This window comes from Arthrobacter sp. YC-RL1 (assembly GCF_001454985.1).
Taxonomy (GTDB): domain Bacteria; phylum Actinomycetota; class Actinomycetes; order Actinomycetales; family Micrococcaceae; genus Glutamicibacter; species Glutamicibacter soli.
Map to the genome: position 1 here is coordinate 3,177,416 of NZ_CP013297.1, position 21,630 is coordinate 3,199,045.

A 21,630-nucleotide genomic window follows, 5' to 3' on the forward strand; every position below is an offset into this window, starting at 1 on the left:
GCTGCAATGCCATTGCTGCTGGTTCTTGGTACTGATTCAATGTGGCACATCGTTTACTCGCCAAGGAAGATGCCGTGGAGGTTTCAAAATGGCCAACTCACATTCTGCCGGGGATCGCCCCAGTCAGAATCTGCCCCAGGTGGATGAGGGCACTGCCGCAGATACCATAGATAAGTACCAACATGCCCCTGAACCAGAAGACGATTCGAAACCGGATTCACCAGCGCATCTTCATGGCAGTTCATGGAAATACATTTTCAAGCGCTCTATCCGCGAGTTTTCACGCAATAAGTGTACGGATTTAGCTGCCTCACTCACCTACTTCGCGATGCTCTCCATCTTCCCCGGATTGCTTGCCGTGGTCTCCCTATTGGGGCTGGTAGGCCAAGCCGAAGCCACGACGAAAAACATGGTGAGCATTCTGGACCAGTTCGCCAGCGACCAAGTTGTCGAGACCCTCAAGCAGCCAATCGAACAACTCTCCGCAGCGCCGTCCGCCGGACTGGCCTTAGCGGTCGGTTTAGTCGGTGCGTTGTGGAGCGCGTCGGGTTATGTGGGCGCATTCGGCCGCTCCATCAACCAGATCTACGACGTCCAAGAAGGACGCCCCGTGTATAAGTTGAAGCCGATCATGTTGCTGCTCACCTTGACGCTGTTGCTGTGTGCGGCCTTGCTGGTTGTCCTGCTTGTGGTGTCCGGGCCGGTGGCGCAAAGCATCGGGGAGGTGTTCGGGCTCGGTGAAACAACGATCCTGATATGGAATATCGCCAAATGGCCAGTGATCATAGTAGCCGCGGTGTCCATGATCGCACTGCTGTATTACGGGACGCCGAATGTCCGGCAACCTAAGTTTCGTTGGATCAGCCTCGGATCATCCATTGCGCTGCTGGTTCTGGCCATGGCAACTTTGGGATTCTTCTTCTACGTTTCGAACTTCTCGAACTACAACAAGACCTACGGCGCCATCGGCGGCGTGATCGTGTTGCTGCTGTGGATCTGGATAGGCAACCTGTCGCTGCTCTTTGGTGTGGTGTTCGATGCTGAAATTGAACGGGCGCGTGAGCTGCAGACCGGCATCCTCGCAGAGGGCTCGATTCAGCTTCCGCCGCGTGACATCAAAGCCAGCGAGAAGCAACTAGCGAAGGAGGAGAAAGATGTCCGCGAAGGTAAAGATCTGCGCGTCTCTGCAGACAGGAACGAAGAGTCCGACGATGACCCCTTCGAAGGGAATGCGACAGGACCACGACACTAGTGGGATGGCGTGATCTAAGGTTTTAACCACATCGCACCATAAGACTTATCAGGCAGTAGTGCTCCTGCGTCTCTGCCCGGATATTCATGTCAGTTCAACCTGAGTGCAACCTCATGATCCTTTCTTAGGTCAGTATCCCAGGCTGGGTGCCTTTACTCTCGTTGTCATACCGAAGAAGTTCCCTAAGTACAGGAAGGTATGACATGAGCAACGAGAATTTTCCCAACACCAGCTCGTCTCCCGATCGGTCCGAGCCGGCCAGCGGGACGGGAGTCCCTCCCCAGCCACCGGTGGCCCCGGCTCCGCCAGTTCCGCCAGTGAATGACCAGTTCCTCCCTGAGCACGTGGAAACCGACGCTGCATCGCGCTTCGGCGCTGCCCACGGCGACGAGGACGAATCCAAGCTAGCCCAGGCCGGCGAGGCGACCAAGGACCTTGCCGCCGAGGGCCAGCATTCGGCAGCCGAAGTCATGGACACCGCGAAGCAGGAAGCCACCCTGGTCGCGGGCCAGGCGAAGGAGCAAGCTTCCCATCTCTTCGAAGAGCTCAGTGCAGACCTGCGCGAGCAAACTTCGGTGCAGCAACGCAAGGTGGCCGAAAACCTCAGAGACATCAGCAACGAGTTCCGCACCATGCTCGACCAATCGCAGGCTTCTGGCACCGCGGCGACGCTGGTGGATCAGGCGTCCCATCACAGTGGCCGCGTCGCGGACTGGTTGGACCAACGCGAACCGGGCGATCTGGTGGACGAGGTCAAGGATTTCGCCCGCAAACGCCCCGGCGCGTTCTTGGGCATCGCCCTGGGCGCTGGCCTGCTGGCCGGCAGGATCACGCGCAATGCCAGCGCCTCGAAAGAACGTCAGCGGCAGTCGCCAGAGGCAACCGCCAATGCCCCGGCGGGCACCAGCTATCCTTCCGAGCGACCGCACGCCGAACCGCTGAAGACCGCTCCCCGTGTCACGCCGCCACCGCTGGGCCAGGCCGATCCATCGGCGCTTCGCACCGGCACGACCGAGGACGAGCTGAACGACAATCCACTTCAGAAATACCCAGGGCTGAACCCGCGCCCTGAAGACTACCGGTAGGAGGCACCGATGAGTCATTCTGCTCCAGACTACGAACCTCATCCAGAGAACCCCGATACCCGCCCCCATAACCCCCGAATGGAAGAACCAAACACTCTGGGAACCCTCTTCAGCGACCTGACGCAGAACGTTTCGGTCCTGGTCCGGCAGGAAGTGGAGCTGGCCAAGACAGAGCTGAAGGAGTCCGCGAGCAATGCGGGCAAGGGCGCCGGGATGTACGCCGGAGCCGGGATCGCAGCGCATTTCGTCCTGCTTTTCCTCTCCGTAGCCGCATGGGTAGGAATCGGCCAGTGGACTGGCCATGGCTGGTCCGCGGTGATCGTTGCGGTGATCTGGGCAGTCATTGCCGCGATCCTCGCGGTCGTGGCGCGCAAGCAGCTCAAGTCGGTCAAGGGCATGCCGAAGACCGCCCAAACAGTGAAGAAGATCCCATCAGCTTTCAATCCGAAAGAGGAAACCCGATGAGCAAGGATTCAAATGAACTTCGAGCAGACATCGCGCAGACCCGCGATGAGCTGCGCAACGATGTCGATGCGATTGTCGACAAGGTCAGCCCCAGCCACATCGCACACCGGCAAACCGCCAGAATCAAGGATTCGGTGAGCAGGGTCAAGGAAACAGTCATGGGACGGAGTGAAGACGTGAGCGAACGAACCCAGCAAGCAGCGCACGATGCCAGCGACGCAGTCCATGAAGCACCGCAGAAGGTCGCAGAGCAGACCCGCGGCAACCCCCTGGCCGCCGGGCTCATCGCTTTCGGTGCGGGGCTGCTCGCCTCGTCCCTTATTCCGGGAAGCCGCCAGGAGGAAGAGATGGTTCAACGCTTGAAGGACAAGGCCGAGCCGTTGACGACTGAGCTTAGCGATGCGGCCAAGCAGGTGGCTGAAGACATGAAAGAGCCGGTGTCGGCCGTAGTGGATGACCTCAAGGACACCGCTCAGCAGTCCGTGGATCGGGTGAAAGCGGAGGCCGTGAGCGAATCCGAGCATCTGAAGCAAGAAGCCAAGAGCAGCGTCCAGGATTACAAGGGCCAAGCGTAGAAGAACTCTGGGATCTTGGCTCCTCGCGACTTTCAGGCAACACTAAGTCTCGAACGAGATTCGCTACCTGGAGCTACAGTTTCCACTATCCGTTAAGTCAACGAACTAGGAGTGCATCATGGGTTTGGGCGACAAAATTCAGAATAAGGCTCAGGAGATGAGTGGTAAGGCCAAGGAAGAAACTGGCAAAGCTACCAACGACGCCTCCTTGCAAGCCGATGGGGTGAAAGATCAAGCTGAAGCCAAAGCGAAGCAGGCCGGCGAACACGTTAAAGACGCGGCGAAAGATATTACCGGACAGAAATAAGTTTGGGCTGTTCGTAATCCACATCGCGGTAAGAAAAAATTGATGGCAACAGTGTGGTTCAACTTTTTTGGTTGAACCACACTGTTGTTTTGAGCCATAGGTTCTCAGCTGCGAAGGACCGAACTGCGGTCAACACACACTTTCCCATAGAAGATCATTTGCGGTACTCAATATGACGCCGAAACGATAGATCGAGTATCTCCTGCGCTGTTCCGGTTCAAAGGCCCAAAAAGAGTAGCGTAGCTGAGTGCCACGACAGGTTGGAACGTCTCACAGCACCAGGAATAGGACATGATGTATGCCGCTGGTCTGACAGCGCGTGAAATCGCCGACTGATGCCTCACCAATGGGGTGACGGTTAATCTGCATGTTGGCGCCAGAGAGAAATATGCACCGGAGCTGCACGCCTTCCATGCCGCAGGCCCGCCCTCACCAAGTCCCAAATCTGCACCGAAACAAAACTCGTCCATGCCTGCGAACCGGCAGCTCAAGTTGCGAAGAGCCCGGGGCACGGTCAGGGCCATGCGCGTCCGGCGAATCAAAGAACAACCGACAGAGAACTTCTTCTAAGGCAACCCGCGCAGCCTCTGCTTAGATGGGTATCTCATTTTGTGAACTTAGGCGGTATCCTCAAAGAAACACTCCACGATGATCACCGAGCGCCCACCAGCGAAACACGGGGAACCCTTCCGCAACTTCACGCTGCGGACTTCGTGAACGATCACCTTTTGGCGAGCTGACATCAGCGGAGGCATAAATGAATACCCCTGAACTACAAACCCCTGCCACCCAACGCATCCAAGAACTGCTGGGATGCCCCGAAGCAAGAAGACATCTCTCATCCTATGGATGGATAGAAGGCATGCCGGTAGTTTTCGCACACGCTGCCGAACGCGTGGAAGACATCATGGGTTTAGTCTCCGTCCACGGACGAGCCGTGCTCCTTGTCCTCAGTGATGATCAAACAGAGAACCTACAGCTATGGCATATTACTGTTCCCAGCCCGATCTTCACCCGCGTGGAGCCAACCACCCCCGGGATGATGATTCAAGAACTTTGCACCAGGCACCCTGAAAGCCGGATCATTCCTTTTCGAGTAGCGTACTGGTCCCACAGTGCCGCCATCCACGAAATCCCCCTAGATCCCTACACCGATCGAAATGATCTGAGAGGGTCCGTTTTTCCTTATCACGGTTAGATTACGACGGGTTACACCTCGTTTACCTGCATGAATCCTGAGAAGATTCGCTCCATAAAAGATCAGTGCACTCTTGATCCAAATCACACAGATCCTAAACGTTCCTAAAAAGCCCCTGACTAGGACATATAAGTCGAAGTTTAATGTTTCATCGACTTCGCAGACGCCCATTCCAGAGCTCTATTCAGCGCGCATTTCCGTCTTGACATGGACTTTAATTCAGCCTGAATGGACCTCTATCGCTGGGACTACTAATCTTCTAGGATACAAATAACACCGCAAACAGGCAGGATGAAAGGTAGCCGGTTTGCGTGGTGACTTGTTCCAAGTTGATGGGGATCACTCGGAAGACTCAAGAACACAGTGGAGGTAGTACCAATGCCAGGACGTATCGTACGCACCAAAACCGCCGAGCGCGTGAGTGAACTGCTCGGTTCCCGCGAGGGGCGCCAACACCTGACTAAGCACGGGTGGGTCCAGGGAATGCCAATCGTGATGTCGATTCCCACAGAGCCTCTCAATGACGTCATGGGGTTGGTCTCCATGCACGGCCGCCCGGTCTTGGTGGCCATGCTCGACTCAACGCTCGATGAACTAAAGTTCCTCTACGTCTCCACCCCTAACCCTGCCCTGCGGAGTGTGGACGTCGAGAAGGATTCCACCCCCATTCAAGATCTCTTCGCTCGTGCCGAGCAGCATGGGCTGGTCACATTCCGGGCTAAGTACTGGGATGCAAGTTCGGTGGCCCACCCGGTTCCGGCGTTCCAGCCGGCCAACGAGAGCAGGAGCTACGCGCACCGTTTCAGCGCTTAGGTCCTGCTGGCCAGCGTTAATCTGCGGAGGGTACCAGTTCCAGGCATCGAGGCCAGTTATCGGTCATGCCTGCGGCACCAGTCGTAACGTTCTAGAAGTTCCGGCCACTGGCGCCCCTCCCGCAGTTCTGCACAGAAGACCACGAACATGATTTCGCTATGGCTGGTCGAGTAGCCTCGACGCTCTCGGCCAGGTTTGGTGCCCTTAGTCCTCGGGAGCAACCTCGGTGCCCGAGTCTGGGGGCAAGTGCTTTGCTGCGTTCCCCTGTGCTTCCTGCTTCACGCCCTGAGGGTTTGCTCCCAATGCCAGTCGATGCACCGTATCGATCAATTGCTGCACTTCGGTGACTCGATGGGTCCAATACGCGGTATCAAGATACCCAAAACCATTGCTCGCTTCAGCGGCTAAGTGCTCAAAGCTGTTCCTTTGAGTTTCCAAGGCACTGGTCAGATCGTCATATTGATCGCCGGTCAGGGAGAGATGGATGTCTTTACGGGGAGTATTCGTCATAAGTTCCAGGATTGTTCACTAGATATCAACTTCTTTGAGCCTACGCGTCGGCAACGGGGTGAGCTCACCACTGTAAGGATTTACCCAGCACCGTTCCCACAAGCCGGTAAGACCCCAACACTATAGAAACCAATGACGTACGTTTCTACTCCGGCCGTACATCTACTGGAATTCAGAATCCCTGTCTATGGAAAAGTCTATTCTGAAGTGCGGATACTCAGCCGAACAACACTTTACTGTTCCCTCAGAGATTCCTCCCAAGTAAATATTCCTGGTGTTGTGCACGGAATAGCCACCCCTTTATTCGGTCACGGCCGAACGAACATTTTCATGGAATTCGAGTTCACCAGCAGCATCGTGGACGAAAATCTCTCCAGACCCCAGCTCCTCAGCTTTCAACCGGGCGGCTTCATAGGCTCCGGCGCGCGAGTGGCAGGTTGCCAGAAGCTTCCCACCGAGGGTGACCACCCAGGCCTCGCTGTTAGCCAGGATCTGAAAGTGATTTGCGCTCATGTCCTTGCCTTCCGGGGAGTTGCCGCTGAGGTTTAGGTTGCGGCGTGCCGGCCTTCCTCTGTGGGTGGCATCGTACCGTTCCAGAATCCCACCCACCCCCGGAATAATGGAACGGCTTCAGCAAATGTTCAGAGAAGATCTGTCCTGTTGTTCTGGGCGGGGGTTCTGGTGGTTTCCCCCAATCTTATGAATTCGGATGAACTCTAGCTATACCCGACCTAGAGTGGGGTGATCACAGTCTCGGCCCCACGCCGGACGATGAACGAAGGGAAGACCACGTCGTGCCAGCCAAAGAAGGAACACTGCAAAGACTTCTGTTGGGCCTCGGCACGGTGCCGTTGATAGCAGGTTGCGTCCAGGGCATCCCGACAGATCCACAAGGAACGCTGAATGAAGTGCGTTCCGGAACGATCAACGTTGGTGTCACCCCCAACGAGGATTTCGTGAAGGTCGCTGACGGGCAACCGCAGGGTAACGATGTCACGGTGGTCAGAGGCTTCGCTGACAGCCTGGGCGCGGACGTGAAGTGGACCGTTGCCGGTGAGGAACAACTCGTGACCGATTTGGAAGCCGGGCGCCTGGATCTGGTGGCTGGCGGAATCAGCTCAAAGACTCCCTGGTCCGAGAAAGTCGGAATGACCCGCCCCTACACAACACACGTGAATGGAGACGGCAAGGAAATCAAGATCGTCATGCTGACGCCCCCCGGTGAAAATGCATTCCTCTTCGAACTGGAAAGCTATCTCGACAAGACCTAGGAGATGCCATGAAAAGTTCGCCAGGAACCCATCTGCCCAACGAACAGAAACAGCAAATGCGCCGGGCCGCCAAACTGGAATGGATCAGCATCGGCTACGCCGCATGCACGATCACCCTCGTCGCTTTGATTGTCGGAAATTCCCAAGCCATGCGAACAGCCTGGGTGGAAGACATGCTTTCGGTGCTGCCACAGCTCGTTTTCCTCATCGCGTTGAGCTGGACACGCAAACCACGCAAAGCCAGCCACCCTTACGGCTACCACCGGTCAATGGGCGCCGGGCACCTCGTCGCCGGGGTGGCATTGCTGGTCGTTGGTGCCATGTTGGCTTACGAGTCCATCTCTGCACTGGTGAAAATGGAACATCCAACCATTGGCACCATGAATCTATTCGGCCATACGATCTGGCAGGGATGGCCGATGATCATCGTTATGGCGGTGATTGTTATTCCAGCGGTCATTCTGGGCCGGCTCAAGATCAAGGTCGCCAAACCTTTGCACAACAAGCTGCTCTACGCTGATTCAAAAATGGCCAAGGCCGATTGGCAGACTAACGCCGCATCAATAGTAGGCGTCGCAGGAATAGGTATCGGACTGTGGTGGTTGGATGCCGTAGCGGCGCTGTTGATCTCCTGCGGAATCCTCAAAGACGGCTGGGACAACACCCGGTCCGCTATCACGGATCTTCTCGACCGACGCTCCACCGGCCTGGACGGCACCGATCCGCACCCATTGGTCACGCGGATAGAAGACCAGATGACACACCTGGATTGGGTGAAAGAATCAGCCGTTAGATCCCGCGAATTGGGACAAGTCCAGCACATCGAAGTCTTCGTGGTCCCTCGAACGGGCGAAGTCAATGTCAAGCAGATCACCAGTACTGTCGATGAGTTAAAGGACATCGATTGGCCCGCGTACGACGTGGTCGTCATTCCCGTGGATGAGCTACCCGACTACCTGGACAAGGTCCCTGCCAATAACTGAGACGACGTGAGCTGTTGCCGTCGCGTGTTGCTAAAGCATCACTGTTTCCAAAGTGATCGAAGTACTAGCAACCCCGCCCACCGCTTCCCGAAATCGCTAACGCAGCATTTCGGGCACAGCAGTATCGAGCCCAGGTTTCGGGAATCCAATAACAGCATCATCGCGCCATTCGAGCACTCAGCTCGGATGACGCTATTTTTCATCCCAAAAACCATCGATTTTGGGCGGTGCCACTAGTACATCAAGTGCTGTACAGTACATCGTATGATGAACATTGAATCACGGATCGATGCGATGAACCGGCTTGGCCGCGCCATGGCCGACCCCACCCGGTCACGCATCCTCCTGTCCTTGCTGCACGAACCCGGATACCCAGCGGAACTTGCCCAGGCCCTAGGACTGAGCCGCGCCAACGTTTCCAACCATTTGACCTGCCTGCGCGGCTGCGGAATTGTCGTGGCGAAAATGGAAGGCCGCAAAACCCGGTACGAAATCACCGATCCTCACCTCACCACCGCCCTGAGCGCCCTGGTTGACGTGACGTTGGCCGTCGATGATCAAGTACCTTGCCTGGACTCTTCCTGCCCTGACTGCGCCACCAGCGCCGATCGAGAACAAGAGGAGCAAGCATGAGTTCCGCCTGCGGTTGCGATTCACCGGAACCCACCGAAGAATTCGAAGAGGAACTGCCCTGGTGGCGGGATTGGCACGTGCTCGTCCCCATAGCCTCAGGCGTTTTCTTCCTCGCTGGGCTCGTCCTTGAATGGAGCACCCACGGCGAAAGCGCCGCCATCGTGGCCTTGGTGCTGTTTTGGATCGGCCTGCTGCTGGGCGCTTTTACCTTTGTGCCCGGCGCCCTGCGAAACCTGTTCACGAAACGGAAACTCGGCATTGGGCTGCTGATGACCATCAGCGCCACCGGTGCGGTCATCCTCGGATATATCGAAGAAGCCGCAGCCCTGGCATTCCTGTATTCCATTGCCGAAGCCCTGGAAGACAAAGCCATGGACAGGGCACGCTCGGGCCTGCGCTCTTTGTTGAAGCTCGTCCCGGAAACGGCCACCGTCATCCGTGACGACGCACCGGTCGTGGTCAGTGCAGCAGAGATCAAGATTGGCGATGCCCTGCGCGTGAAGCCTGGTGAACGCTTGGCAACCGATGGCGTGGTCAGCCAAGGATCAAGCAGCTTGGACACCTCCGCTATCACGGGGGAATCAATTCCCGTGGAAGTAACCGTAGGCGACCAGGTTGCTGCTGGTTCCATCAATTCATCCGGCGCGCTAGTAGTCACTGCAACGGCAAACGGCACGGACAACTCCCTGACCACGTTGGTGAGCCTGGTCGAGCAAGCCCAGTCGGAACGTGGCGAACGGGCACGGCTCGCTGACCGCATTGCCCGCCCGCTGGTTCCCGGTGTCATCGTCCTGGCCGTACTGGTTGCTGTGCTTGGAGCGATCTTCGGCGATCCCGAAACCTGGATCACCCGCGCACTGATCGTGCTGGTCGCAGCCTCGCCTTGCGCGATGGCCATCGCCGTTCCTGTCACCGTTGTTTCCGCCATCGGAGCTGCCAGCAAGTTCGGTGTCATCATCAAAAGCGGAGCAGCCTTCGAACGGCTTGGTTCCCTGCGCCGCATCGCGGTAGATAAAACTGGAACACTCACACGCAATCAGCCAGTGGTCACGCAAGTCGAGACCGTTGATGATGCGACTCGCGAAGAGGTGCTCGCCGTTGCTGCCGCCCTGGAACAGCACAGCACCCACCCTCTAGCTACGGCCATCACCGCAGCAGTACCCGCGATCCCGGAGGCAGCGGCGGTTAACGAAGAGCCAGGACACGGCATTACCGGCGTCCTGGATGGTGTTCAGGTCGGGGTCGGCAGTCCTCGATGGATTGCCCCAGGATCGCTTGCTTCCGCTGTTGAATCCATGGAGGCCTCCGGGCAAACCTGCGTCATGGTCACCCGTGCAGAGCAGGTCATTGGCGTGATCGGCGTGCGCGATGAACTACGCCCTGAAGCGGCCGAGGCAATTCGAGACCTGCATAACCAGGGAATCGACGTGGTGATGCTCACCGGCGATAACTCCCGTACTGCCCACGCGCTGGCTTCAATCGCCGGTATAGACACCGTTCATGCCGAACTGCGACCTGAAGACAAGGCCCGTGAAATCGCTTCGTCGGTGCAGCAGGTTCCTACAGGGATGATCGGTGACGGGATAAACGATGCCCCTGCCTTGGCTAGCGCTACCGTGGGGATTGCGATGGGCGCTACCGGTGCCGATGCCGCCATAGAATCAGCCGACGTAGCCTTCACCGGCCATGACTTGAGACTGATCCCGCAAGCCTTGTCCCATGCCCGACGGGGCCGAGCGATCATGAATCAGAACATCGTCCTGTCAATGGCGATCATCGTTGTCCTGCTGCCCTTGGCTATTACCGGAGTGCTTGGATTAGCCGCGGTAGTGCTGGTTCACGAGGTCGCAGAAGTCATCGTGATTGCCAACGGCCTTCGTGCTGCCCGTATCCACCGCAAGCAGCTCACCCAGCAGCCGGGCAACGTCCTGCATTAGCGCTGGTTTCGTTGCCGTTGAAGGCGGGGCACTATTTCCACCGGGAAATTAGCGCCCCGCCTTCAACCATCTAAAACCAAAGTGGGTGGTGCTGTGCGATGCTCCATTTTTAACGGTGATAAACCGCCAATTGAAACTAACAGTCATACGCCGGGGATTCCTGGTTCTTGGTTGTCTGGTCAAAAACGATCGTTTGTGAATTCATCACCCCAGCCCTATTCATCCTCAGATCTGCCTTCATAGGACTGCCGGAACTGCTGAGTGTCTCGCTTCAGCACAACGAAATCCAGCCACGAATACATCTTGCCATAACAACTTTTAACCTGTACGGTCATCTTCATGACGATGCATCGGGCTATCTATCGAGACTTAGAGCAGAAGATTATTGAGGGCGAGTTAGCTCCAGGCGCTCGTGTGCCTAGCGAACATGAACTGAGGGAACAGTACGGAGTCAGTAGGGCAACTACTTCAAAGGCGCTCAATGATCTGATGAATGCTGGTCTGATCGAACGCCGCAAAGGCTCTGGTTCATTCGTTTCTGAAACAAGGCAGCAAATCAATCTTCTCCAGTTTGCTTCTGTTAAAGACGCCAAGCATGGAACAGCCGGCAGGCACGAGATCTTATCTTCACGGATCACGATTGCTTCCGATGCCTCACTTCAACTACCAGGGGCCTCGCCGAAAGATGCAGTGATAGAGCTTGTCAGAAGAAAGCTAGATAGCAATGACACTCCAGTTGCTATCGAGACGCACGTTCTCTACTTCGCGCTGTCCCCTCGGCTTTTGGATTCGGATTTGGAAAACCTCATCATTCTTCAGCATCTGACTGAACTTGGCGTCGCGGTCGACACGATCAGGGTCTATTTGGAACCTGTCAGCATCACAGACCAACGCTCCGAATTACTCGGAGTGCCTGAAGGTACGCCAGCTCTCCAACGACGACGCGAGCTGAAGGCACCTGATGGTCGAATTCTAGAGACCACGACCTCTCTTATCCGACCCGATCTGGCGGATTTCTTCGTCGAAATTCCTGCACCAAACACTAAATAAGAAGGAAATCACCATGCGAATCATAACTATTGGATCAGGGATCCTAGGCCTGAGCGTTGCCTTGAACCTCGCCCGTAAAGGCGCCAGCGTTGAACTCATAGACAGCCAGGAAACTCTCGGCAGGACTTCTGAAACTAGCTATGCCTGGACTAACGCCAGCGGAAAGCTTGATCCTAATTACCACCAGCTCAACGTAGCCGGCATGGAAGAACACCGAGTTCTGCATCGTGAGTTTGGCATGGAATCTTCTTATACCGAGTCCGGTGGCCTTTTCATAGCCGATGCAGCACAGGAATCAGGTCTGCGAGAGCGACTTTTGCAGCTCGAGCAGCATCAGTATCCCTTCCGTCTCGTGAATGCGCATGAAGCTGAGGAACTCTCCGGCATTACTCCAAGAGAGAATGCGGCACTAATCGCCTACTTCCCCAAGGAAGGGTACGTTCTCCCCAAAAAGCTCATGCACAACCTACGCATTGCTGCTGAAACGGCAGGCGTTCAGGTAACTCCAGGAGTTGTCCGTTCTATAGCCGATCATTTCACTTCGGTTTCAGTTGAACTTATGGATGGCCAAGTTATCCATGCAGATCGAGTTGTTCTTGCTGCTGGGCGATGGTCGAAAAGCCTAGCTTCGACCGCCGGTATCGACCTTCCAATGCACGATGAAGTGGCAAAAGGGTCCGCCACGATCGGGGTTCTAGGTTACGCACTAGCACCGCAACTCAATCTTCGAGCAGTAGTTCACGAACCAACAATCAACCTTCGCCCAAGCGCTCCAGGACAAGTCGTAGTCCAGGCATTGGATCTTAACCCTCAAGCAGATCCGGCTTCGGCCACCACCGCCGGTGATCCCATTGGGGTTGAACTGCAGAACCGCTTCATTGACCTAACCGGCATCAAACCAGAACGTTTTGAGCTACGGCTCAGTGCAAGGTCACTTCCTGCTGATGGAATGCCGATCGTGGGATCCGCACACGCTGGATCAAATGTCTACACACTCGTGAGCCACAGCGGAGTAACTCTCGGCCCATTGTTAGGGAAACTAGCTGCTGCCGAAATTCTAGAGGGCACCGAATCGGACTTGCTAAGCCCCTACCGCATTGGCCGCTTTGAAGATGGCAGCCGCTCCTTCGAGGCCCACATTCCGACTCGCATAGGCGAGCAATAGCCAGAATCAATCCGTTCAAAGGAGACCGGAAATGAGCCAGGTTCAGGACACTCGCACCAATGGGCGAGCCATGGCAACATTACTCAAATTCATTAATTTCGTAGAACGGTTGGTCAATATGTTGCCGCATCCGTTCTGGCTCTTCTGGGTCATGGCCTTGCTCCTCGGAGTGGTAAGTTAGGCACTTGCAGGAACCACTGTTGAAATACCGAACTCAGACAAACATGTCACGGTTCAGAACCTGTTTTCTCTAGACGGCCTAAACTTCGCTGTCACCTCGGCCTTCGATAATTTTGCGGGTTTCCCGCCTCTTGCGATCGTGCTCGTCGTGCTCCTGGGTGTCTCCGTTGCTGAGAAAAGCGGCATCCTGGAAGCGCTCCTGCGCCTCACGATCGTCCGCTTGCCCAAACGCTGGGTCACCTTCGCCATCGCCTTTAGCGGAATGATCGCCCACATTATGGGGGATGCTGCGTATCTGGTGATGATCCCGCTGGGTGCCTTGGCATTTCGTGCCGCTGGAAGGCACCCCATGCTTGGCGTCATGGTGTCCTACGTTTCAGTATCCGCAGGATTCAACGCAAGCCCCTTGATCACGCCTTCCGACGCGATACGGTCTTCGCTAGCCTCTGCAGCGGCCCAAACGATCGCCCCGGAAGCATCAATTACGCCGGCAGCAACATACTTCTTTTCTGCTTCCTCTTCGCTTGTACTCGCGCTGATCATCACGCTCGTTGTTGAACTTGTTCTGAGCAAACGAGAAGATTTTCGGATTGTTCCCGGAGACGTTCTCGATCTCGATGGACCACAATCCATACACATCGAAAAGCATGAAACACGCGCCCTAATCACCGCGCTAGTTTCAGCTGTTGTTTTCGTAGCTATAGTCATCTTGCTACTGTTCGTGCCAAATTCCCCATTTATTGAGCCAGGGCAACAGCTCGTCCAGTCAGTAGTTTTCTCTGAGATCGGCGTATTCGTCTCGCTGCTGTTCACCCTTATCGGATCCGTTTACGGATTCAAGACAGGAAAATACAAAAGCTTCGGTGACATTCCACGGGCTATGATCGCTGGAGTGGCTGCCATGGCACCTGTACTGGTGCTCTTCTTCGCCGTCTCACAGTTCTTGGCCTACTTCACCTGGACTGGCCTGGGATCCGTACTCACCGTGAACGGTGCTGCACTTCTCCAAGACCTCCAGGCACCGCATTTCCTGGTGCTGCTGATCATCATTTTGGCGATTGCATTCACCAACATGATCGTGACTAGCGGATCAGCGATGTGGGCGATATTCGCACCGATTCTGGTGCCGATGATGATGTATTACGGCATACGGCCTGAAGCGGCCATGGTCTCGTTCATGATCGGTGACTCGGTCACTAACGCCATCACTCCGATGAGTGCATATTTCGTTCTCGCACTTGGATATGTACAGAAATATAAGCGTGATGCAGGCATCGGTACACTCATGGCTTTCACTCTGCCCGTTTCCGTTTCAATCCTCATCGGGTGGACCGCCTTCTATGGCCTCTGGTATGCCCTCGGTCTCCCCCTGGGCCCTGGCGTACCCCTCAGGTAACAAATGCGCGAGATCAGTCATCAGTTTCATCCATACGCCGACTTTCCAGCCATTGACACAGGCCTGAGAGCTGACAACTGAACGGCTAGATCGCGCAGAGCGCCGCAGCATGCGCTGCCTGGCATCCTCAGGTATCCGAGGACAGCAGGCAGCGCATCATGGCGATAAATACCAAAAGTGCACATAAACCATCGGTTGATCATCACCCAATGGAACAAAAGTCCCCATTCGGCCAATCAGCCACAAACCACGAAGGCACCATGACAACGATCACTGTAATAGGAGCAGGCAACCTGGGTCATGCCGTTGCAGGCTTTCTCGGAATGTCTGGACACACGATTCGACTTTGGAATAGAAATGCACCTGACGAGGTGCAACGCTGGCTGCTTCCAGTTTCGCAACATGGCGAAATCGAGTTGCAAGGAGCCATTCAAGGCACTGGAACTATCAAACTAACAACTACTGATCTGGCCGAGGCCGTGATCGGCGCAGAACTCATCATCATTTGCACCGTTGGCAATGCGCTCGGGCACATCGCTCAAGGCCTCGCTCCATTACTCGAACCATCCCAGAATATTCTTCTGCTCTCACCTGGAACTCTCGGCGCCTTAGAAGTTGCCCGAAAAATCGCGCTAAACGGCGGCCCAGACGTTCTTGTCGCTGAAACTTCGACCACTCCGTTTGGCTGCCGTGCTGCGCACGACGGAAAAGTAACAATTTCCAGCCGGAAGAAGAAGGTTTCTGTCTCGTGCCTTCCGGGAAATTCCATCGACGCTATCTTGAATCAAGTACCCGAGCTTAATTTATCGGCGGTTCATAGCATTCTGTCAACGGGGTTCGACAACGTCGGATTCTCACTGCATGTGGTTCCAATGGTATTCAACGCGGCACGCATCGAGAATGATGAAAAGTTCAGATTCTATATAGATGGTGCAACGCCCAGTGTTGCCGCAGTGATTGAGCAGTTAGACCGCGAGCGGTTGGAAACTGCCGAGGCTTTCGGAATACAGGCTTCGTCCACAGTTGACTATTTAGTGGGTTCGCTGGGTGCCCCTGCCGGGAATCTGCATACGGCTATACAGGGAACCGCAGCTTACGAAGGAGTCATCGCACCTACGACGCTAACTCATCGTTTCCTGGTGGAAGACTCGCAGACTGGCCTTGTACCACTATTGACTCTAGGGGAGATCGCAGGTGTCCAGATGCCAGTTGCCGCATCACTCTTACATCTAGCTAATTCGCTTCTTCGTCCTCAAAGCAGCAATGCCTCTGACTCAAGATCCCGTACAAATCTGGGCCTTGATGCGATGAATCAACAAGGACTTGGCGAGCTCGTTACGGACTCTTCTGCACTCCGCAACTGGAGAAATTCTCAAGATTAATCATTGCTTACTGGGGTGCCGGGTGCAACACGGAGCAGTTGTTTGCTTATGAGATCAGGTGTTGCCATGGGCTTTGGCTGGCCTGCTGAATCCCGGCTCGGCACCCGGCAGAAGCAAGCCTGCCACCCCCACCGCTGATCCGGTCTGAGTAAACCTGGATACCCAAAGTTTCTAAGGATGTGACCCGCCATGGCGGTTAGCGTATTCGATCTCTTTTCGGTAGGCATCGGACCTTCGTCCAGCCACACCGTAGGGCCAATGCGTGCAGCGCACGCGTTCATCGCACACGTAGTGCGCGAAAACCAGCTTGATGCCCTGGCGTCCATCCGCGTCGACGTCTACGGTTCGCTGGCGGCCACGGGCAAGGGCCACGGCACCTTCACCGCGATCATGCTCGGCCTGGAAGGCTATGAGCCTGAGACCGTGCTGCCCACCCAGGTCGACGACCGCCTGGCGGACATGGCGGCCACCGGCATCCTGCGCCTTGCTGAGCAGCTGGATGCCCGCAAGGACATCGGCTACAAGGTCGAGGACATGATTCAGCACCCGCTGACGGTCCTGCCGCGCCACACCAATGGCGTCAAGTTCATCGCCCTGGACGCCGAGGGCAACGAGCTGGCCAACGAGACCTTCTTCTCCGTGGGCGGCGGCTTCATTGTGCGCGAAGGCGCCGAGGAACGCCTCGAAGCGAACCTCGAAGAGAAGGTCAAGCAGCAGCCGTACCCCTTCACCACCGCGGCCAAGTTACTGGAACACTGCGCCGCCACCGGCAAGTCAATTGCTGAGATCATGATGGCCAACGAAGAGGCCTACCGCAGCACCGAAGAGATCCGCTCCGGCCTGATCCACATCTACGAGGTCATGGAAGCCTGCAAGGATTCAGCCTTGGAGCGCAGCGACGTGCTGCCCGGCGGTCTGAAGGTCCGCCGCCGCGCGCCCGAATGGCATGAGCGCCTGAAAAGGAGGACAAGGACCGCGACCCCGTCTACTGGCAGGAATGGATCAACCTGGTTGCCCTGGCGGTCAACGAGGAGAACGCCTCCGGCGGACGTGTGGTCACCGCACCAACCAACGGCGCCGCGGGCATCATCCCGGCGGTGCTCTTCTACGCCATCCACTACGCTCCGGGCGCCAAGTACTGGAACGAAGAGGAAAAGCACGACGCGATTGTCCGCTTCCTGCTCACCGCCGGCGCCGTCGGCGTGCTCTACAAAGAGCAGGCATCTATCTCAGGCGCCGAGGTCGGCTGCCAGGGTGAGGTCGGTTCGGCATCTTCCATGGCCGCCGGCGGCCTGGCCGAGGTGCTCGGCGGCACCCCCGCCCAGGTGGAAAACGCTGCGGAGATCGCCATGGAGCACAACCTTGGCCTCACCTGCGATCCCATTGGCGGCCTGGTGCAGATTCCATGCATCGAGCGCAACGCCATTGCCGCTTCCAAGGCGGTCAACGCGGCGAAGATGGCGCTCATGGGCGACGGTGAACACCACGTGAGCCTGGACGAAGTCATCATCACCATGCGCGAAACCGGCAAGGACATGAGCGACAAGTACAAGGAAACCGCCATGGGCGGCCTAGCCGTCAACGTCGTGGAGTGCTAACCGCAGTCGAGGATCGGCCATCAGCGAGCCACCGGTCGACACCGGTCCCCAAAAAATTCGTGCTGCTCACAGTGCTACGTTTTGGCTCTCCGAATATGGGCGATTCCTCAGGACTTCGGAAGGTGCCCACCACGTCCGATGTCTTACGTCGCCCCTCCTGACTAGCGGAGTCCGGAGCTAAGTTCGTATTGTGTATAACTGAGAATCCCCATTTTCGCGCTGACGCATCTCGCAGGCACCGCGGGATGCTACATTGCCTAACGACGCGGCAAATACCACGTTGGTTCGTTGGCTCCAATAAACCTAAAACGACCGATTATGGGACGGTCAGTGCGCCACCGTCCGACCTCAGCCATCCCTATCTTTTCGAGACCAACCCAAAGAACCTCTCAAAGAACTCCCCAAGCTTCTGCACCACCCGCCGTTTCTTCTCCCCATGGTTCTTCTCCTTTGAAAAACGAGACACCGGAGGCAAGACCTTGGTGATCGCTGTTCCCGAGGCCCGAATGCTTCCCTCACGGAACGCAGCATCGATGAACTGGGCTGTTTCTTCCGGCTTCAAATTCTCCGCAGCGATGATCTCGCCCAGTTCCTTCTCCCGCTGGGCTTCCAAGTATGCAGTCACCGGACCCTGGACCCGAGAAGCTATATAGTTGCAAATTTCTTCTTCCTCGGCACCAAGATTTACGGTTCTTGGCGGTGCTTAAGCTGACCGGTGGTACTGCTCGTGGACTCGATCCATAACCTTTCCGATACCCCGGCAGCAGACATACTCACTCTTGGAAACGATGCTGCATTAACGGTAAGGAAACAGCTATGCGCCATCGCTGAAATTTGTGTATCCGACGCTCATGCGGGGTCGTGTTTGTTGCGCTACTGTACAAGTTGCTTAAAGGCTTCAGTTCACGATCTCAAAGTGGTAGCGTCCGCGGTATCCATCGAGACTAAGGAGCAAAATCAATGAGTCACATCATCTCCATGCTGAAAACCCACCCCAACAAACCCAATGACCCGGTCCTTCAAAAGCTTGCGGACTGTATCGCCGCCTGTTTCGAATGCGCCCAGAGCTGTACCGCGTGTGCCGACGCGTGCTTGGCCGAAGACATGGTCGCCGAGTTGCGTCTCTGCATCCGGACCAATCTCGACTGCGCCGATATCTGCAACGCCACCGTCAACGTGCTGACCCGCCAAACCGGCCAGAACCCATCGGCAGTCAAGGCAATGCTTGAAGCCTGCCGGACAGCCTGCCAGCAGTGTGCCACCGAATGCGAGAAGCATGCTGGCATGCACGAGCATTGCCAGGTCTGCGCTGAAGCTTGCCGCCGGTGCGAAAAAGCTTGTGCCCTGCTGTTGGCGGCCATCGGCTAATCGTCTGTTGTTGGGCACGAGTGGACAGATGAGTCTTGTCAGAAAACTCGATTTATACCCCCATGGGGTATATTCTGAACCTACGCGGGACTTAACGGGCGGTTGCCGCCAGTGTTAGGGCCGGCGTATTCAGACGAGAATTCGAGGCCGCCCTCGGGGGTCCAGGAGGGAAGCCATCATGAACCACGCACCGGAGAACCGGGAACACGGCCACTCAGTCTCCCCTGGGCACGGGGGTCGCACTCTCGCATCCAAAGACAGTCACACGGGACACCCGATGTCTGAACAGCCGACTCATGGCCAGGCGACGCCGGCTGGCCATGCGCATTCGGCAGTTGACGATGAACACGCCGTCCACAGCCACGGCGAGCACGCAGGACACAGTACCGCGATGTTCAAGAATAAGTTCTGGCTGAGCCTGGCACTCTCAATCCCGGTGGTAATTTTCAGCCCGATGTTCGCCCACCTCTTCGGCTATCAGATCCCGGACTTCCCCGGCGCCGCCTGGATCGCTCCGGTGCTCGGATCGGTGATCTTGTTCTACGGAGGACTGCCCTTCCTGAAGGGCGGCTGGAAAGAACTGCGCAGCAAGCAGCCTGGAATGATGCTGCTGATCACGCTGGCAATCACTATCGCCTTTCTCTCCTCGTGGATCACCACGCTAGGCATCGGCAACTTCAACCTCGACTTCTGGTGGGAACTGGCCCTGCTGGTAGTGATCATGCTTCTGGGCCACTGGATCGAGATGCGCGCCCTAGGCTCGGCGCGCGGCGCACTAGATGCTCTGGCAGAACTGCTACCTGATGAAGCCGAACGCGTCACCGCAGAGGGCACGGACACAGTACGAATCAGCGATCTATCCGTCGGCGATATCGTACTGGTCCGCTCCGGTAGCCGGCTGCCTGCTGACGGGGAAATCACCGAAGGCCAAGCGGAACTGGACGAATCGATGATCACCGGCGAATCCAAGACCGTACCGCGAGGTCCCGGAGACAGCGTAGTGGCCGGCACTGTGGCCACGGACAGCTCCCTGCGCATCAAGGTGGCAGCCGTCGGGTCAGATACCGCTCTAGCCGGAATCCAGCGTCTGGTCTCTGAGGCCCAGGCCTCCTCCTCGAAAGCCCAAGCGCTAGCGGACCGTGCAGCGGCTTTTCTGTTCTACTTCGCTCTGGGCGCCGGCATCATCACTTTCCTCACCTGGGTGCTCCTGGGCAGTCCCAACGAGGCGGTTATCCGCACCGTCACCGTTCTGGTCATCGCCTGCCCGCACGCACTGGGCCTTGCCATTCCACTGGTCATCGCGATCTCCACCGAACGGGCGGCACGGGCTGGAGTGCTGATCAAGAACCGCATGGCCTTGGAACGGATGCGCACCATCGATGTGGTCCTCTTCGACAAAACCGGCACTCTAACTCTGGGCCAGCCTGCTCTGACCGGCATTGCCACAGCCCCTGGTCTCAGCGATAACGACTTGCTGGCACTGGCGGCCGCAGTTGAGGCGGACAGCGAACATCCCTCGGCCCGGGCTATCGTCGCAGCGGCCCGGGCCCGAGACATCCGGATTCCGACTGCAACCGAATTTACCTCGCTGACCGGGCGTGGCGTGACCGCCAACGTCGATGGAGCCGACATCATGATCGGCGGACCGAACTTGCTTGACTCCCAAGCCCTGACGATCCCGCGAGAACTGCAGGAGCAGACTCAGCCTTGGGTCGAGCGAGGCGCCTCCGTACTCCACGTGGTTCGTGCTGGGCAAGTGATTGGTGCCCTGAGTTTGGAAGATGAGATCCGCGCCGATTCCCGCCAGGCCGTTGCCGCGTTGCAGTCCCGGGGCCTCAAAGTCGCGATGATCACCGGTGATGCGCAGCAGGTCGCCGAAGCAGTGGCTGGAAAGCTGGGCATCGACGAGGTCTTCGCCCAAGTCCTGCCCCAGGACAAGGATAAGAAGGTTGCCGAGCTGCAGGCCCGCGGCCTGAAAGTGGCCATGGTCGGGGACGGGGTCAACGACTCCCCAGCACTGGCTCGGGCCGAGGTTGGCATTGCCATCGGTGCCGGCACCGATGTGGCAATAGAATCGGCGGGGGTTGTCTTGGCCGGCAACGACCCGCGGGCGGTGATGTCTATGCTGGAACTATCCAGAGCCAGCTACCGCAAGATGATCCAGAACCTGGCGTGGGCCACCGGCTATAACGTGATTGCGGTCCCGCTGGCTGCCGGAGCACTGGCGTTTGCTGGGGTGTCGATCTCTCCGGCCATCGCAGCGATCCTGATGTCCCTGTCCACCATCGTGGTCGCGCTCAACGCCCAATTGCTGCGACGCATCAATCTCGATCCAGACACCATACATTAATCACACTAGACCAGTTTCAAGCGCTTTCTTTTGCCGGGCACAGGATGCGCCAGTACCCTTGAGATGAAAAACCTTCACTCAGGTGGAAAGGCAGGATGCGATGAATCAGGTT

General features: G+C 56.8%; 21 protein-coding genes and 1 pseudogene. 19 read left to right on the forward strand and 3 right to left on the reverse strand.

Annotated features, from left to right (window positions below; all coding sequences use genetic code 11):
- Positions 1-88 precede the first annotated feature (88 nt).
- The 7 genes from ATC04_RS14700 to ATC04_RS14725 all read left to right on the forward strand — a co-directional run bounded on the left by ATC04_RS14700 (position 89) and on the right by ATC04_RS14725 (position 5,695).
- Positions 89-1,252 (forward strand): YihY/virulence factor BrkB family protein, encoded by a 1,164-nt coding sequence (locus tag ATC04_RS14700; RefSeq protein ID WP_052772257.1) that lies wholly within the window; start codon positions 89-91, stop codon positions 1,250-1,252.
- Between the two features lie 203 nt (positions 1,253-1,455).
- Positions 1,456-2,337 carry a hypothetical protein gene (locus ATC04_RS14705; RefSeq protein ID WP_157359295.1) on the forward strand — a complete coding sequence of 294 codons (882 nt, stop codon included), beginning with the start codon at positions 1,456-1,458 and terminating at the stop codon, positions 2,335-2,337.
- 78 nt (positions 2,338-2,415) lie between these two features.
- Entirely contained in the window at positions 2,416-2,802 is a 387-nt protein-coding gene (locus tag ATC04_RS14710) for a phage holin family protein (protein WP_060616989.1), read from the forward strand.
- On the forward strand, positions 2,799-3,377 hold the full coding sequence (locus ATC04_RS14715) for a DUF3618 domain-containing protein (protein WP_060617041.1): 579 nt from the start codon (positions 2,799-2,801) through the stop codon (positions 3,375-3,377). The genes ATC04_RS14710 and ATC04_RS14715 overlap by 4 nt, the downstream gene beginning before the upstream one ends.
- Before the next feature lie 118 nt (positions 3,378-3,495).
- A complete protein-coding gene (locus tag ATC04_RS14720; protein WP_047118375.1) occupies positions 3,496-3,684 on the forward strand; it encodes a CsbD family protein in 189 nt (62 codons plus the stop codon).
- A gap of 757 nt (positions 3,685-4,441) precedes the next feature.
- Positions 4,442-4,882: a hypothetical protein gene (locus tag ATC04_RS19470; protein WP_152666782.1), complete on the forward strand. Its 441-nt coding sequence runs from the start codon at positions 4,442-4,444 to the stop codon at positions 4,880-4,882.
- A gap of 378 nt (positions 4,883-5,260) precedes the next feature.
- Complete coding sequence (locus ATC04_RS14725) at positions 5,261-5,695, forward strand: hypothetical protein (protein ID WP_047118374.1); 435 nt, start codon at positions 5,261-5,263, stop codon at positions 5,693-5,695.
- Positions 5,696-5,899: 204 nt separating this feature from the next.
- Here the strand turns inward: ATC04_RS14725 and ATC04_RS14730 are convergent, their stop codons facing one another.
- Together ATC04_RS14730 and ATC04_RS19475 are read right to left on the reverse strand one after the other, a co-directional pair.
- Complete coding sequence (locus ATC04_RS14730; protein WP_047118373.1) at positions 5,900-6,205, reverse strand: hypothetical protein; 306 nt, start codon at positions 6,203-6,205, stop codon at positions 5,900-5,902.
- 300 nt (positions 6,206-6,505) lie between these two features.
- Positions 6,506-6,718 (reverse strand): DUF2188 domain-containing protein, encoded by a 213-nt coding sequence (locus ATC04_RS19475; protein ID WP_152666781.1) that lies wholly within the window; start codon positions 6,716-6,718, stop codon positions 6,506-6,508.
- Between the two features lie 281 nt (positions 6,719-6,999).
- On the opposite strand from ATC04_RS19475, the gene ATC04_RS14740 reads away from it, so the two are divergent.
- From ATC04_RS14740 to ATC04_RS14770, 10 genes and pseudogenes are all read left to right on the forward strand, one after another.
- Entirely contained in the window at positions 7,000-7,476 is a 477-nt protein-coding gene (locus ATC04_RS14740; protein ID WP_231735994.1) for a transporter substrate-binding domain-containing protein, read from the forward strand.
- A gap of 8 nt (positions 7,477-7,484) precedes the next feature.
- Positions 7,485-8,459, forward strand: coding sequence for a cation diffusion facilitator family transporter (locus ATC04_RS14745; protein WP_047118371.1), 975 nt, complete (start codon positions 7,485-7,487; stop codon positions 8,457-8,459).
- A gap of 264 nt (positions 8,460-8,723) precedes the next feature.
- Positions 8,724-9,092 (forward strand): winged helix-turn-helix domain-containing protein, encoded by a 369-nt coding sequence (locus tag ATC04_RS14750; RefSeq protein WP_047118370.1) that lies wholly within the window; start codon positions 8,724-8,726, stop codon positions 9,090-9,092.
- Entirely contained in the window at positions 9,089-11,029 is a 1,941-nt protein-coding gene (locus tag ATC04_RS14755) for a cation-translocating P-type ATPase (protein WP_047118369.1), read from the forward strand. Before ATC04_RS14750 ends, ATC04_RS14755 begins: the two co-directional genes overlap by 4 nt.
- 339 nt (positions 11,030-11,368) lie before the next feature.
- On the forward strand, positions 11,369-12,079 hold the full coding sequence (locus tag ATC04_RS18955; protein WP_197413537.1) for a GntR family transcriptional regulator: 711 nt from the start codon (positions 11,369-11,371) through the stop codon (positions 12,077-12,079).
- Between the two features lie 13 nt (positions 12,080-12,092).
- A complete protein-coding gene (locus ATC04_RS18960) occupies positions 12,093-13,244 on the forward strand; it encodes an FAD-binding oxidoreductase (protein WP_082123796.1) in 1,152 nt (383 codons plus the stop codon).
- 31 nt (positions 13,245-13,275) lie between these two features.
- Positions 13,276-13,425 (forward strand): AbgT family transporter, encoded by a 150-nt coding sequence (locus ATC04_RS19480; protein WP_152666780.1) that lies wholly within the window; start codon positions 13,276-13,278, stop codon positions 13,423-13,425.
- Between the two features lie 24 nt (positions 13,426-13,449).
- Positions 13,450-14,820, forward strand: a complete 1,371-nt coding sequence (locus ATC04_RS14765; RefSeq protein WP_082123795.1) for an AbgT family transporter — start codon at positions 13,450-13,452, stop codon at positions 14,818-14,820.
- A gap of 158 nt (positions 14,821-14,978) precedes the next feature.
- Positions 14,979-16,202 carry an NAD/NADP-dependent octopine/nopaline dehydrogenase family protein gene (locus ATC04_RS18965; protein WP_082123794.1) on the forward strand — a complete coding sequence of 408 codons (1,224 nt, stop codon included), beginning with the start codon at positions 14,979-14,981 and terminating at the stop codon, positions 16,200-16,202.
- Positions 16,203-16,391: 189 nt separating this feature from the next.
- Positions 16,392-17,800: pseudogene (locus tag ATC04_RS14770) on the forward strand (L-serine ammonia-lyase).
- Between the two features lie 358 nt (positions 17,801-18,158).
- On the opposite strand, the gene ATC04_RS14775 reads toward ATC04_RS14770, so the two are convergent.
- Positions 18,159-18,425 carry a hypothetical protein gene (locus ATC04_RS14775; RefSeq protein WP_047118367.1) on the reverse strand — a complete coding sequence of 89 codons (267 nt, stop codon included), beginning with the start codon at positions 18,423-18,425 and terminating at the stop codon, positions 18,159-18,161.
- Between the two features lie 335 nt (positions 18,426-18,760).
- Between ATC04_RS14775 and ATC04_RS14780 the strand changes: the two genes are divergently transcribed.
- A complete protein-coding gene (locus tag ATC04_RS14780; RefSeq protein WP_038992381.1) occupies positions 18,761-19,168 on the forward strand; it encodes a four-helix bundle copper-binding protein in 408 nt (135 codons plus the stop codon).
- A gap of 277 nt (positions 19,169-19,445) precedes the next feature.
- Positions 19,446-21,518, forward strand: a complete 2,073-nt coding sequence (locus ATC04_RS14785; protein ID WP_231735995.1) for a copper-translocating P-type ATPase — start codon at positions 19,446-19,448, stop codon at positions 21,516-21,518.
- Positions 21,519-21,630: the final 112 nt, after the last annotated feature.